Source organism: Natroniella sulfidigena (assembly GCF_023223645.1).
Classification (GTDB): domain Bacteria; phylum Bacillota; class Halanaerobiia; order Halobacteroidales; family Halobacteroidaceae; genus Natroniella; species Natroniella sulfidigena.
The window spans coordinates 35,213-49,643 of the sequence record NZ_JALKBY010000009.1 but is presented as its reverse complement, the minus strand read 5'-3'; the positions used below and the strand labels follow the sequence as shown (position 1 = coordinate 49,643).

Here is a 14,431-nt window from a genome sequence, read left to right as displayed (position 1 = left end):
ATGAATGTATTAGATATAGAAAGAATAAAGAATACTTTTAATATCATAAAAGAAGATGGAGAATGGATTAATTTTAAGCATGATAGTGGAAAACAAGCCAATATATTTCCCTATGTAACAAGTCATTTTCCTAAAAGTAGTCTTGATTTTAAATTTATTTTAGCAGAGTTTTTTCGATTAATATTTGGTAAAGTACTAGATCAAGAACATAAACCAAATGAAATTATAAACTCAGTAATTAAAAAAGTTGAAGTAACTAATAACAGAGAACAATTAAAGGAACAGTTAAGAGACCTTATAAATAAATTGTTTTTTGATGATCATAGTTTAGAAATTTTTCATCCAAAAGCGTTTAATTATATTTATATTGAAAAAAATAAAGAACCAAAAAGAATTGCTAATTTTTTGTATAATGTGTTATTAAATGATAAGAATAGAAAAAATATATATGATATGTGTAATAAAGAATCTAATGATAATATATTAGTTAAGTTAATGATTGATTCAATGCCTTGTTTGGAGACGGATGATAAACAGAAAAACAATAAATATAAAAAGTGTCTTTCATTTATTATAGATTTATTTAATAAAGACCTAGAATTTATTTTAAGTGATGATAAGTTTAATAAAGATTATTTTGAAAAATTATTAAAATATTATTATTTCTATTATATTTCCCAATTATCTATCCATCTAAGTAAAATGTTTACTGCTAAAGCTGGTAATGAGTTACCATATCCAATATACTTTAATTTAGATTGGGAAAGAAGTTCTAAAACAAGAAAAAGTTATGAAAAAGGATGGAGAATTCTAGACGGTGTTATTGAAGAATTGTTTTCACATGTTAATTGCTTGGAATTTTTAAATAGTCGTAATGATGATAAGGGAGTTTATTTATATGCTGAGTTAAAGAAGGAAGTAATTAATTGCATGAGTGATGAAAAAAAAGATCAATTTATTGAAGAATTAAATAAATTAATTAAGTTATATAAAGACTATCATAATAAAATTTCTTGGGGTAAATTTCCCAATAAGGGAGATGATATAAATGATTCTATTGAAGATAAAATAAAAGAGTTGTTTGAAGTAATTAATTTTCAGTTTAAAAATAGTTCATCAACCAATGAAGCCTATCGAAGATATAAAAAGCGTTTTAAAGATTTTTGTAAAGAAGAATTTTTACAGCCATGGGGAAGTCTTGGGAATAGATTGAAGTTAAATCAAGAGTATTTGATATTTTTTACTAATGTTTGCATAGGAAATAAAAATAAAATTCGTCAAAATAATCTTTTTAAAGAATTTGAGAATAGGGGTTTGTTTTTTGATAAAGAATCTAAAAAGAGAATTATAAATTTGTATGAAAGACTTAATATTTTAGAGAAAAAAAGTGATAGTGGTGATGCCCAATATGTCAAAGAAATTTTATAAATTTTTATCAGAGCAGATAGAAAATTATTTTGTTGGTAAGGATTTGAAACCTGGAGATCGTTTTTACATTCAGTTTAATCAAAAGGAACAAGTAAAAAAATTATATAATGCTTTAAAGGAAAGAGATTGTGCATATTCTTTTAATCTACCGTTAGAAGAAGAAAATGATAGTTATAGTTCTTATCTTATAAGGGTAGATGATCAAGAAATAATTATAGCAGCAACTACTAATAATGTTCATAGTCATTTTTTAACTTATTTAAGAAATCGCGTTGGTAAAAAAACTCATTCTAAATTACGAGACAAGATTATTTTATTTATAGATCACACAGATCTAGATAGTATTAAAGATGCAGAGAGCTTTTATAAAGAAGGTATGCCCTTCCACCTTGAAGTTGTTAAGAAAGAAATAAAAGAACAAATGAAAGAAAAAGAGTTATCAAAGGCAGATCAAAAAATAATAGAGTTCACATTGTTAAAAAGGAGAGATAATTTATTAGAAGATTATAGCTCTTTATTTTCTTATCAGGATATAATAGAAGTTATTTATAAGGGGGGAATCTCAAAAGAGAAATATTCTGATTTCGAAATTTTTCCTGATGAAACGTTAGATACTTATAATGAAAAGGCTATGAAAAAGCGTTTAGAAGATAACAATAAACTATTTAGAAAAGTAAGCCAAATTTATGAGTATAAGGATGTTGCAATTGAGGATGAGTTAGAAAAAACTTTTGATGATGATGGAGTGGATTTATTATCTAAAGGAGAATGGGGAAAAGTCTCTTATAGTGAAGTGAAGGAATCTAGAGATAATAAAAAGAAAGCTAGTCCTATAAAATATTTAAAAAAAGAAGAATTAACAACTAAAAAGGGACTTAAATGTTGGGAAAGAATTAAAAAAAAGGATTCTCACATTATTGTATTTAACCCGAAAAAAAATAAAGAGATTAATTTGGAATTCAAATTTGATCGATTAATTAAAGAGAAACCAGAGTATAAGCCAGAAGATAATATAAGTAGTTGTAGGCGGAATAATGATAAGAATAAATTAAACGTAAAAATTGACCATAAAGTAAATCAGACTACATTTGCTATAATAAAAATAAAGCATAAAGGTTCTAAAAGACATCAGTTGAGAATAGCTGTAGTAGAATGTAATGAAACTGTTCTACAAGATATAAAAACTAATTATTCTTTAACTGCTAGGCAGAATAATAATAAGATTAAAATAAAAAGTAATGAAGGAATAGTTATCAATTCAAATGAAGATAGTTCTAAAGAAATAATAATAGATCAAAAAGATTTTGAAGCTAAAATCAACAATCCAAATTATAAAACTATAATAAAAAATGATTTATCAAAATTAAATGAAGTTGAGAAAATAAATATTGATTTAAATTATTTAGATACTTCTATGCCTTTAACTATTATCCAAGAAATAGAAAAACCTAAATTCGTTTCAGGATTAAATGTTTGGAAATTTAAAAGGGAAAAACAGAAAAACTTTGAATATAATTCAGAAACAGAAAAATTAATCCAGGGGAATCAAGAATATTTTACTAAAACCCCTTTTAGGGATAATCTAAATTTAGAGTATGAGATTATTAAATCAGGAGCTTTATTTTATAGTCAATCTTATAAAGAAGATGATTTAAAAGAACAGTCACTACAAATAGATAATATAGTAGAAGAATCTTATAAGAATTTAATTGAATATTACAAAAAAAATAAATTGTTGCCAAGTCTAGCTCATTATAATGAGCAACTGATTGAATTATCTAAAAAATATATTAATAGTTATCTTCAAGCTATTAATGAAATTAAAACAGGAGATGCGTTAGAAACTTGTAAAAGAAATTTAATGAAAATAGGGACTATTGAAAGAGGAGTAAGTGAAAAAGAAATTATTTTTACTCCATTACATCCTTTAAATGTAGCTTATCAAGTTGTCTTAAATGAGGAAATAGGAAAAGAAAAAATTAGTAATAAAATTTTAGAGAGATTAAGTCCAATTAGTTTGCTACCTTATATTGAAAAAGAAAAAGGTGAAATATGTAAGCCTATTGGGCAGTGCGATTCTCCAGAATGGACTTATTATACTAATGCAAGAAAAAACAACAACAATAATTCTAGAGAATTTATTGTTAAGTTAGTTAATGAAAAACTTACAGAATTCACTAATCATTTTTCTTATTTATTCACCTTAAAAAAAGCATCAATAAAAATAGGTTTAATCAATATGGGAAATTGTAGTGAAGTTTTAGAAGCAATTTGGAAGTATTATAAGCAACAATTTAAAGATAATAAAATAGATAAATTAATACCAGTAGATATATACATATATGATAATAACAAAACAAATGAGTTTTCATTATATAATGAGATTGAAAAGGTTAAAGAACGATTTAAAAATCAATCTAATTTTGATGATTATGATGAATCATATATACTAGATATTTTTAGAGCGAATGTACATGTTTATTTTAAGAATGAGTTTGAAGACAATTATGAATATTGTCATATTACATTTTATGAAATGAAGGAAGATTTTGAACCAACTTATAGAAACATGAATAATATAAGCACTGGCATCTCATTAAACGGATTATTTTCTGGAGTATCTTCTGTATATCATGAGAATTCTTATCTTACAGGGTTTGGGACAAAGTGCATTAAGGAAGATAATAAAAACATTTTATTAAAGACTGCAATTAATTTAAATTCATTAGCGAGAACTGCTAATAATATGGATCCATATGAGAAAGAACAATGTATTGTTACTACTATTTCTAATGAAAAAAAACAAGACTTGGATAAAATTTATAAAAATTCTCGTTGGGTTACTTTTATAGAACCCAAAGTAGATTTGAGTTTTTTTCAAGATGAATCAGATGATGATAATGTACTAATTATTCATTATAGTGACCAGTATACGTCTTCAAGTGGCTATGATGCAATAACGGTTACTAAAAGATCTAACCAGTATCAAGAGGTTATAAATGAATTTTTAACAGAGAAGCTTGAGACTTTTGAAAATACTTGCTCTAAAATTATTAATAATTTTAATGCAATTAATGGAAATTGGTTATTGAGGTTAATTTCTAATCAAAATCAATTTTCTAGGGAAAAAATAAGTATAATATCTGCTATAAAGGTAGCATTAGCTTATTTTAATCATGAAGAAATTTTATGGATTCCTATTGCATTAGAAGAAATCTTAAGAATCTCAGCAGGAACTGGTTTAAAGTTAAGTGAAGGATTATTCAATGCTCGTAAAAGTGGTGTTTATAGTGATGATTTATTATTAGTTGGGATTGAGTGGAAAGCAGAGCCAATAAAAATTCATTATTATCCTATAGAGGTTAAGATAGGTAATTGTAGAAGCAATGTCATTAAAAAAGCTGTTAATCAAGTTATTAAAACTAAAAAACTACTAGATGAATATTTAATTGGTGATAACTTCAATAATAAGTTTTATAGAAACTTTATAATGCAATTTGCTTTAGCTAGTGCAAAAAAAATGAAATTATATAAAATGTATGAAGAACAAAAATGGGATAAAATAATTGATGATCATCTAAGAGAAAAATTACTAAATGATAAATATGAAATTAATAATGAATTAAATAATTATATAAATGATGGAGCAGTTATTTCTTTTAAAAAAAATGAATATGATAGAAAAGTTTATGAATCTAACCAAAACAATAATGTACTGATTTTACAATTCACAGAAAACGATGGCTATGAAAATATTAATACATCTGTTAATAAGATAGAAAAACTTATTAGAGATGGGAATATGGGCTTTGATGTTAGTAAGCTACTTAATAATTTATATTAAATTGATTTAGCTTGTAAAAGTAAATAAGTTTTTACTGGATAGTGCATTATTTCTGAAAAATCAAGTGTTTTTCAGAAATAATGTACTTATAAATAATTATAATAAAATTCTTTTTACTAGAAAGGCGAACTTTTTATGTTTATAAGTAAATTTTTAGCAGAACAAAATATTAATAGAATATGAAAGAGTAATGTGGATAATTAAAGAAACATATTGTAAGTATGATATCTATAGAAATTTTTTATAAAAGGAAAGATAAATATGCTATAAATGGGTTAACAGAAGTAAAAAAAGGAATAAATCTGATATATCATCTTATTTGTTGATACAAAAATGCATAATGAAGTATAATAATCATAAAAAATCACATAAAAAAGCAAAATAAATTTTTATATTTCTGCTTATATATATAATCTGTCTAGATAAGATGAACTTAACTCGGGTTGAGTATTGTTTTAGTGATTTATTGAGTGTAATGAAGACAGAGAAAGAGAAGTGGAGAGAATTATAAGTAATCCATTATTAAAAGATAGGGATGAGGTTTGAGGTTCCCTCATTAGATTAGACACATAGTTTAGACGTTTTTCTCCCGTTTTCGTACTCTTCTGGACTTTTATAATCTAGGGTTGAATGATCTCTATTATAGAAAATCTCAACATATTGAGATTTGCCTAACTTTTTGTTTTGTTACTCCACCTTAAAAATGTTAAGTTGGTGTTTTTCTAACAGCTTTAGGGGAGCGTAATATCTAAGTTATAGAGGTCAAAAAGAAAATTATGAAGCTTGAATGGAAAATGTGGCTTATAGGACTGAACCTCATCTTAAGGTTATAATTAAAATATTTTAAAATTTATTAAATTTATATTTCAGCTTGATTCTAGATTTAAACTAAAGAGCGTTAAAACGTTTTATATATTATATGAGGAGGTATTTATGTCTAAAGAAGAGTTGAAGAAAATCGAGGATATAACAGAAGTTAAAGAGTTGGAAAAAACAAAAAATGAACTTGAGGAAAAATTAGCTGGTTTATCTGTTCATAAGCATAGAGCAAAAACATATATAAAATTAGCTAGAATTGAGATGCAACTAAAAAAATTAAAAGAAGGTTCTTCTAATGCATCTATGATAGAATTTTCTACTGCAATAGCATATACTGAAGAATTAGAAGGAGAAATAAACAAAATAGTATCATCTTTGATTCCTATTTTAGAAAAATCTAGTACTCTTCAAGATAAAAAAGAAAAAATTAATGAGTGGAAAAGATATTTAAGAAAGTTTAAAAATGAAGATGATTTTTTTCAAAATAATGATACTGGTATTGGTAAAAATAATACAGTAGCAAAGCTATTAATCCCAAAGTTTTATGAAATGGATAAGGAGCTAGATGAAATATTTTTCAAGCAGTTTATAATGATAGATAATTTTAGGGATTTATGTTAATTCATCTTAGGTTGACTATTAATAGTTTAAATAAACGGGCCAACACCAGCATAAAATGGAAGATGTAGTTCAGGAGAAAAGCACTCCTGAATCACATCTTCTAATAAAAGCGTCATGACAAGTATCTTAAAAAGAGAATATTTGATTTAATCAGACTATCATCTTTTATGGTGATAGTTTTTTATTGCAAGGCTGGTCATCACGCTAATGTCCTATTTACCTTAAGTAAGTTATGCATTTAAGATAATATGCTTCTCCATGATGAAGGAGAGTAATATTTTTTGGTTAATTAATAAAATAAGTTCATATAATTACGTAAGTAATGCCATAATAAGTATAGAAAGAGTAGCAAAATTAATAGAGATCTTTGCAGGGTTTTTAGAGGGTAGGAGGAGATAAGATGATCGATAAGGATAGAGTAGTAGAAATCATTCGCAAGTATTGTAGCCAAAATCAAGATATAGTAGCAGTCTATCTTTTTGGTTCTTTGGCCCGAGGTACTTTCAATCAAAATAGTGATGTAGATATAGCACTTATGCTTAATCCTAACTTAGATAAAGTAAAAGCTTTGATTTGAAATTAGAGATTGCTGTAGATTTAGAAAAATCATTGGGAGTTGAAGTTGATGTTGTTATCTTTTCTAATGCTGATTTAAGATTAAAGCATCAGATTATTAAAGGAAATTTAATTATAGGAAAGAATAATAAAATTTTAAAGTAGAAGAGAACAAGTGAGGTGGAATTATGAAGGAGCAAAAGAAAGATTATTGTGCTATAATTGCTGATATAGTAAATTCAAAAAAGATAGATCGGCGTAATGATGCAAAAGATAAACTTGAAAAAGCTATTGACAAGATAAATCTAAAATATAAAAGAGAGTTAGTAGCAAAATTTTCAATCTATGCAGGTGACGAAGTACAAGGATTACTTGCTAATCCTACTAGAAGTTATCAATTAATTAAAGACCTGCAAAAGGAGATAGCACCTTTAGAGTTGACCTTTGGAGTAGGAGTAGGAAGTATCTCAACTGAAATTCCAGATGAGCCAACAACTTGGGAATTAGATGGGCCAGCTTATCATCGAGCTAGAAAGATGATTAAACAAGCCAAAAAGAAGAAACCAAGTATCTGTTATTCATTTGAGGAAGCAGTAGATGATCTAATTAATTCGTTAATTTATTTCATTCAGTCCAATAAAGAATTTAGGACAAATCGTCAGCAGAAGGTAGTTTCTTTATATAAAAAACTTAATAATCAAAAAGAAGTTGCAAAGAAGTTAGATATTACACAAGCAACAGTCAGTAAAATATTAGCTCAATCACTATATCATCAGATTCAAAAAGCAGAAAATAGTATTAATAATTATCTGGCTAATTTCAACAGAATTAAAATATAGACTACACAATCTATATTTTAAAATATAGACTACACAATCTATATGAAAAGTATGATTGGAGTGATTTAATGGGAGCAAAATTAATAGTTTCTATTTTTATATTGGCTCATATTATAGCAGATTTTATAATTCAAGATGATAGACTGGCCAAAAGGAAGAAGAAAGAGCCAAAGAGTTTACTTTTACATTCGTTTATGGTTTTTATTACTTTATTTTTATTTACAAGTTTTTACGCTTCACAGAGGTTAGTTATAATTCAATTTTTAATAGCAGTTTCACATTTAGTTATAGATTATATTAAGATAAGTATAGAAGATAAAGTATTACATTCTGGAAAAAATAACTTGAATTGGATTAAAAATATTATTACTGATATCAGGTTGTTTATTATAGATCAAATTTTACACTTGATAATATTAATTGGAACCTACACCTTCTTAGAAAATATCAGGTTGAATTTTGTTGGCAGATATCTTAATAATAAATTAATTGAACTGTTTCCTATTCTAGATCAGATAACTGTTAAAGATCTATATATCATTATTTTAGTTATTTCTGGTTATGTTTTAGTATGGAAGTTTGGTTCAATATTAGTTAGATTGACCTTAGATAAATTTATAAGTAAAGATAATGATATTATAAATGCTAATACTGATAATCCAGGAGAATTAATTGGAAAGTTAGAAAGATTATTAATTTTAACTTTAGTTTTAGGAAGAGATTATAGTGCTATTTCTCTGGTTTTTGCTGCTAAATCAGTAGCTAGATTTAATAATTTTAAGGATAAAGATTTTGTTGATTATTATATAGTCGGGACTTTGGCTAGTGTATTGATTGGAATAGTTATTGGCTTATTATTAAATTTAATTATTGGTTTAGAAGGTTATGATGCTAGATTTATATTTTATGATTTAATTCAATAAACGGGCCAACACCAGCATAAAATGGAAGATGTAGTTCAGGAGAAAAGCACTCCTGAATCACATCTTCTAATAAAAGCGTCATGACCAGTATCTTAAAAAGAGAATATTTGATTTAATCAGACTATCATCTTTTATGGTGATAGTTTTTTATTGCAAGGCTGGTCATCACGCTAATGTCCTATTTACCTTAAGTAAGTTATGCATTTAAGATAATATGCTTCTCCATGATGAAGGAGAGTAATATTTTTTGGTTAATTAATAAAGTAAGTTCATATAATTACGTAAGTAATGCCATAATAAGTATAGAAAGAGTAGCAAAGTTAAATGTAGGATAATTATGAAGAAATAATCCTGGATTGGCTTGAAGAGAATATTACAAGCCAAAAGCTTAGGTTAATGCTAGAGTCTTTAACTTCTGAGGATATAGAGGCCTTTAGGGGTTTTTAGAGGGGAGGAGATAAGATGCTCGATAAGGATAGAGTAGTAGAAATCATTCGCAAGTATTGTAGCCAAAATCAAGATATAGTAGCAGTCTATCTTTTTGGCTCTTTGGCCCGAGGTACTTTCAATCAAAATAGTGATGTAGATATAGCACTTATGCTTAATCCTAACTTAGATAAATTAGAAGCCTTTGATTTGAAATTAGAGATTGCTTTAGATTTAGAAAAATCATTGGGAGTTGAAGTTGATGTTGTTATCTTTTCTAATGCTGATTTAAGATTAAAGCATCAGATTATTAAAGGAGATTTAATTATAGGAAAGAATAATAAGTTAAGGGTTAGAGAGGAAAGTAAAGCAGTTACTCAATACCTTGATATGAGATATTTTTATGATCAATATGAAGAGCAGGCAGGAAAGGAGTTTACTCATGGTTGATAGAGAATTAGTTAAGGGAAGGTTATTAAAATTAGAGGAGTATATTAATGATTTAAAAGAGTATGAAGGTATCAAGTTTATTAAATATAAAAACGATAAGTTAGTCAAGCGTTTTATTGAACGAACTTTACAGTTGGCCATTGAATCTTGTCTTGATATAGGAAGCCATATTATTAGTGATGAAAGATTAGGAGTAGCTAATACTAATGCAGATATTATTAGAATTCTAGTAGAAAATAATATAATTAAAGATAATGCTGATAATTATATCAAGATGGCCAAGTTCAGAAATGTAATTGTTCATGATTATGCTAATTTTGATGATGAAATTATCTTTGCTATCTTAACTAAAAATTTAAAGGATATAGAAATACTATTTAATTGGTTTAAAGAATATATAGAATAGAAGAGACCTTCTAGGTTTAATTCCTAGAAGGTCTTTTGTAGATGAAGAGAAGTAGTGTGACGTCAAATTGTCGCCATGGTGTCGCCAAACTCGGCGTCAATAGTTTGATACAATGTAATTATTGGTAAATAAAAAACGAATTTATAGGCTTCATCGGCATTATTTTTGTCAAATTATCTCAAAAAAACTATCTTAGCCAGACTCCAAATCCAGGTGTTGCGGGTTCAAGTCCTGCTTCCCGTGCCAATTTTATTTGTTTACATAGCAAGATTAGGTAACTGTCCGAGAGGGCAGATTTTTTATTTTTGAATTGCTTTTTTGATATCTAATTCAAGTTCCACCTTGATTTTGTCTCCATTAGCTAAATGCATTTTAAGCTCAAAATCTTTAATGCTTTCTTGTTCGAATTTTAATTCTTCTAAAACAGCCTCAATAAGGGCCAACGGCTTGCTATCAGTAGGATGTGGTAAGCTTTCAATAATACCATCTATCTCTTCTAAAGCTTCTTCATCAGTAATCTGTTCTACTTGATTGCCTACCTTCTTTACTACCTTTGCAGAGGAATCTTTTTGAGATTCATGGAATAACATATCAATTTTTTCATTATTATTAAGCTCTACTTCTAGTTTGAATTTATCGACTTCCTCTAGTGTTTGTGTAGAAGAGCCTCCTATGAAGCCTAAGAGTGAAAAATGAAGATTTTCACTTTCTTGAATACCATAGAGCATAAAGCTAAAGCCAATAGCCAATAAAAAAATTACTAAAGCAACAATAGGGTTTTTTCTTTTCAAAAAAACAGCTCCTTTTGATTAAATTAAGTTTAGTTGTTAGTATATTAACCATATAATAACTGAACAATAAGAGTAACTTATTTCCAATTTAGAAGGTGGTTAAGTTAGTTTGACTATATCTTTTACTTTCTAAATTTATAAATTACTTGACATATACTATCATATATTATATAATCCTAGTGGAAAAGAAAATAGAACTTGTTAGGTGAGGCTCCTATATAAACATAAGCTACTGCCCAAAAACGTCCAGAGACGCCAATGGGTAGAACAGATCAGATCGGAATAAGGTCTATCTAAGGTAGCTGATTAATTATTAATCTACGTTATATAGTGCTAAAGCCAGGACGAGGAGTAGATAACTAATCTTAAGATTAAAAGGCTCCTTTGAGAGCTTTTTTTTATTTTCATATAATAATTGATTACTGTTAGTTAAAAGGCTTAATTGTGAATTGTACATTGCAAATTGTTAATTATAATTGGAGAAGGGGGTGATAATAAAGTGGCTCTAGATGATGACCAGGATTCATCTTATTGGTTTCAGCACAAAAAATTTAAAGTTCAAGGTTATAATATTCAGGAGGGATTAATATGCCACTTTATAAAGAGATCACCCATCTTATATCAGAAAAAGAAATGGATGTCTTAAAAGAGAGATTAAATCAACTTACTGAAACAGAGGTTGTAAAACTTATTAGAGACTTGGAAAGAAAACAGCAAGTGGTAGTCTTTAGGCTACTAAATAAAGATTTTGCTATTGAGGTATTTGAAAAGCTTGAGCCTGGTTTTCAAGAGGAATTGATAGCTTCTTTTGCAGAAGATGAAGTTATTGAACTTATGGAAGATTTAGAGTATGATGATCGAGCAAGATTATTAGATGAGCTACCAGCTAAAGTAGCTAAAAGAATAATGAATTCATTTGATAAGGAAGAAAGAGATACTATTGCTAATTTATTAGGATATGCCCCTGAAACTGCAGGAAGGATTATGAACCCAGATTATATCTGTCTCAAGAAAGGAATTACTGCTCAAGAAGCATTAGAACAAGTTAGAGAGATCGGTATTGATAAAGAAACAGTTTATTCAATCTATATTACTAATCAAGAAAGAAGATTAGAAGGGGTTCTTTCTTTAAGGGTTTTAGTGATGGCCGATCCAGATGAGATGATTGAAAATGTTATGTATGATCATCCAATATCAGTAAATACTTATACCGACCAAGAAGATGTTGCCCGCTTACTTCAACAGCAAGACTTCTTATCTGTACCAGTAGTAGATAGAGAAAATAGGTTGGTTGGAATAGTAACCTTTGATGATGCAATGGATGTAATTGAAGAAGAGACTACGGAAGATATTTTAAATAAAGCTGGATTTACAAGTATAGGTCAACAAGAGACTGATCGCAGTAGAACATTAATTTCAGGTTCATTATTTGATGTTTGGAAGGTAAGGTTACCTTTTTTGATTATTACACTGGTCGGTGGGATGCTGGCAGGTGCAGTTATTGAAGGCTTTGAAGAAACATTAGAAGCAATTGCAGCTTTAGCAATCTTTATTCCAGTAATTATGGATATGGGTGGTAATGTTGGAACTCAATCTTCTACTATCTTTTCTAGAGCTTTAGTTTTAGGCCAGATAAATGTCAGAAGGTTCTTTAAGCATTGGTTACGTGAAGTTTGGGTTGGTTTGAGTATGGGAACGTTTCTTGGAGTAGCTGCAGGTTTAATTGCAGCATTTTGGCAGCAGTTACCTGCATTAGGAATTGTTGTTGGTTTATCTTTGACATTAACAATTACAATAGCTACATCACTAGGGTTTATGATTCCTTTTATCTTATTTAAATTAGGGTTTGATCAGGCGGCTGGTTCTGATCCAATTATTACTACAATTAAAGATATTACAGGCTTATTTATTTATTTCTTCCTTGTAAGTCAATTTTTAGGTGATATGCTGTAAAAATAGAGTTATCTAATTAAGGCTTGTGCTACTGAACTACTCAGTAACACAAGCCTTTTAATTTTTTAAGATTCTGGTATTGTACTAGTTATTTTTTACAAAGTTAGATTATTTATTTGTGAATTAAAGGATATTCCTTTTGTAGCGAGAAGTAATAATATAGGATTGATACTAATTATCTCTAGCTTTAGATCAACTAAAGAATTTGGAAAACTACTCAGGATTGCTCAAAATTAAAATAAGTATAAGGAGCTGATAGAACAGAATATACTATTAAGAGCAGGTTATCTAGTTTAGTGTTGGATTAGGTTAATGAGTAGATGTAGGAGGGATAATTAATTATGGATAACTTTAATGATCAGTTTTGTGATTTGCTGATGTCATATATTCAGAAATTTAATACAGAAACAGCTCCTGATGGTGAAGAGATTTATAATCAATTTTTGCAGGAACTAAAAGAACTGAGGATTAATGATCAACTTGCAGAAAAATCAGAAGTTTATGAGCCCCAAAAGCAACTTGAACTATTATATCAATTTGAGCTAAGTGAGCTGGATGAACAAGATAATCTTGAAGCATTAAATGATAAACCTGATTGGGTAGTGGAGAAGGTTAATTATTTTGAAGATGGCCTTATTTAATTAAGTGATATAGAGTTAATGATTTTAAATAGATAAAAAGTGAAAAATTTTATATTTTTATTCTAACACCCAAGTATTCCTAAAGGGTGTTTCTTTATTATTAATTGTTCACTACTTTATAACCTCTTCAATATATCTGCAGACAACACCTTTTTCAAATAAATTGGTAAGACATTCTTTCAAATATTGCTTATTGTGTTCAGGATAAATTATTTTTTTAGAAAGATGTTCTTCTGGGGAAAGAGTGCAAAAACTACTATCGTAACCAACTGCTTTACCCCTGTAAGACTCCTCAAACCATTCTTCAGCCGGCTTATACTCCCGCTCTTTCATTTCTAACATAACTTTGAAGTGGTAGGCAACTAATCTACTGGCGTCGTATTTAAATACATAATCTACTGTAGCATGTTTTTTGGCCCAGCCTTTGCCTCGGAGTGCACAACATTCGCGGTGTTGACCGAGGAGTTGTTGGCGTGGTAGTTTATCAATTAAATTCTGATGCCATAATCTCAATTTAGTAGACCTCCTTATTCTTGATATAAAGTTTAAGGCTAAGTTTAAGTAAGAACTAAAAGCCCTTATGCTTTTGATGGTTGACTCAGACTTAACCTCAACCTTAAACTTAAGCTATTTTGTAATAAAATTTCATTTTGAAGTTAGGTATCTGTAATAGTTTTGGCTAACAAGCTTATTTTAATAAGCAGGTTTACTAATATTCATTTGTGAAAAATTAGA

13 protein-coding genes and 1 riboswitch are annotated in these 14,431 nt (G+C 28.0%); of the genes, 11 read left to right on the top strand and 2 right to left on the bottom strand.

The window, feature by feature from the left end:
• From dptG to hepT, 9 genes are all read left to right on the top strand, one after another.
• Positions 1–1,428: a DNA phosphorothioation-dependent restriction protein DptG gene (dptG, locus tag MWH28_RS07235; RefSeq protein ID WP_248618639.1), complete on the top strand. Its 1,428-nt coding sequence runs from the start codon at positions 1–3 to the stop codon at positions 1,426–1,428.
• On the top strand, positions 1,409–5,272 hold the full coding sequence (dptH, locus tag MWH28_RS07230; RefSeq protein WP_248618638.1) for a DNA phosphorothioation-dependent restriction protein DptH: 3,864 nt from the start codon (positions 1,409–1,411) through the stop codon (positions 5,270–5,272). The genes dptG and dptH overlap by 20 nt, the downstream gene beginning before the upstream one ends.
• Before the next feature lie 933 nt (positions 5,273–6,205).
• Complete coding sequence (locus MWH28_RS07225) at positions 6,206–6,712, top strand: hypothetical protein (RefSeq protein ID WP_248618637.1); 507 nt, start codon at positions 6,206–6,208, stop codon at positions 6,710–6,712.
• Between the two features lie 400 nt (positions 6,713–7,112).
• Positions 7,113–7,289: a nucleotidyltransferase domain-containing protein gene (locus tag MWH28_RS07220; protein WP_248618636.1), complete on the top strand. Its 177-nt coding sequence runs from the start codon at positions 7,113–7,115 to the stop codon at positions 7,287–7,289.
• Positions 7,286–7,432, top strand: a complete 147-nt coding sequence (locus tag MWH28_RS07215) for a hypothetical protein (protein WP_248618635.1) — start codon at positions 7,286–7,288, stop codon at positions 7,430–7,432. Before MWH28_RS07220 ends, MWH28_RS07215 begins: the two co-directional genes overlap by 4 nt.
• A gap of 23 nt (positions 7,433–7,455) precedes the next feature.
• The gene (locus tag MWH28_RS07210) at positions 7,456–8,106 is read left to right on the top strand and encodes a SatD family protein (RefSeq protein WP_248618634.1); all 651 of its coding nucleotides are present in this window, start codon (positions 7,456–7,458) and stop codon (positions 8,104–8,106) included.
• A 68-nt stretch (positions 8,107–8,174) separates the two neighbouring features.
• Positions 8,175–9,029, top strand: a complete 855-nt coding sequence (locus MWH28_RS07205; protein ID WP_248618633.1) for a DUF3307 domain-containing protein — start codon at positions 8,175–8,177, stop codon at positions 9,027–9,029.
• 462 nt (positions 9,030–9,491) lie between these two features.
• A complete protein-coding gene (gene mntA, locus MWH28_RS07200) occupies positions 9,492–9,905 on the top strand; it encodes a type VII toxin-antitoxin system MntA family adenylyltransferase antitoxin (RefSeq protein ID WP_248618632.1) in 414 nt (137 codons plus the stop codon).
• A complete protein-coding gene (gene hepT, locus MWH28_RS07195) occupies positions 9,898–10,311 on the top strand; it encodes a type VII toxin-antitoxin system HepT family RNase toxin (RefSeq protein WP_248618631.1) in 414 nt (137 codons plus the stop codon). The genes mntA and hepT overlap by 8 nt, the downstream gene beginning before the upstream one ends.
• A gap of 299 nt (positions 10,312–10,610) precedes the next feature.
• On the opposite strand, the gene MWH28_RS07190 is transcribed toward hepT, so the two are convergent.
• Positions 10,611–11,102, bottom strand: a complete 492-nt coding sequence (locus MWH28_RS07190) for a YusW family protein (RefSeq protein WP_248618630.1) — start codon at positions 11,100–11,102, stop codon at positions 10,611–10,613.
• 190 nt (positions 11,103–11,292) lie between these two features.
• A riboswitch (M-box (ykoK) riboswitch) is annotated at positions 11,293–11,461 on the top strand.
• Positions 11,462–11,690: 229 nt separating this feature from the next.
• Here MWH28_RS07190 and mgtE point away from each other — a divergent pair.
• Together mgtE and MWH28_RS07180 are read left to right on the top strand one after the other, a co-directional pair.
• On the top strand, positions 11,691–13,055 hold the full coding sequence (gene mgtE / locus MWH28_RS07185; protein ID WP_248618629.1) for a magnesium transporter: 1,365 nt from the start codon (positions 11,691–11,693) through the stop codon (positions 13,053–13,055).
• A gap of 341 nt (positions 13,056–13,396) precedes the next feature.
• On the top strand, positions 13,397–13,696 hold the full coding sequence (locus tag MWH28_RS07180; protein WP_248618628.1) for a hypothetical protein: 300 nt from the start codon (positions 13,397–13,399) through the stop codon (positions 13,694–13,696).
• Between the two features lie 111 nt (positions 13,697–13,807).
• Here the strand turns inward: MWH28_RS07180 and MWH28_RS07175 are convergent, their stop codons facing one another.
• The gene (locus MWH28_RS07175) at positions 13,808–14,209 is read right to left on the bottom strand and encodes a TIGR02328 family protein (protein WP_248618627.1); all 402 of its coding nucleotides are present in this window, start codon (positions 14,207–14,209) and stop codon (positions 13,808–13,810) included.
• Positions 14,210–14,431 lie beyond the last annotated feature (222 nt).

What these genes read in the sequence shown, in the direction of transcription:
- MWH28_RS07205 (WP_248618633.1), top strand. Translation starts at nt 8,175, where the DNA reads ATGGGAGCAAAATTAATAGTTTCTATTTTTATATTGGCTCATATTATA.
- dptG (WP_248618639.1), top strand. Translation starts at nt 1, where the DNA reads ATGAATGTATTAGATATAGAAAGAATAAAGAATACTTTTAATATCATA.
- dptH (WP_248618638.1), top strand. Translation starts at nt 1,409, where the DNA reads ATGTCAAAGAAATTTTATAAATTTTTATCAGAGCAGATAGAAAATTAT.
- MWH28_RS07220 (WP_248618636.1), top strand. Translation starts at nt 7,113, where the DNA reads ATGATCGATAAGGATAGAGTAGTAGAAATCATTCGCAAGTATTGTAGC.
- hepT (WP_248618631.1), top strand. Translation starts at nt 9,898, where the DNA reads ATGGTTGATAGAGAATTAGTTAAGGGAAGGTTATTAAAATTAGAGGAG.
- MWH28_RS07225 (WP_248618637.1), top strand. Translation starts at nt 6,206, where the DNA reads ATGTCTAAAGAAGAGTTGAAGAAAATCGAGGATATAACAGAAGTTAAA.
- MWH28_RS07210 (WP_248618634.1), top strand. Translation starts at nt 7,456, where the DNA reads ATGAAGGAGCAAAAGAAAGATTATTGTGCTATAATTGCTGATATAGTA.
- MWH28_RS07180 (WP_248618628.1), top strand. Translation starts at nt 13,397, where the DNA reads ATGGATAACTTTAATGATCAGTTTTGTGATTTGCTGATGTCATATATT.
- mgtE (WP_248618629.1), top strand. Translation starts at nt 11,691, where the DNA reads ATGCCACTTTATAAAGAGATCACCCATCTTATATCAGAAAAAGAAATG.
- mntA (WP_248618632.1), top strand. Translation starts at nt 9,492, where the DNA reads ATGCTCGATAAGGATAGAGTAGTAGAAATCATTCGCAAGTATTGTAGC.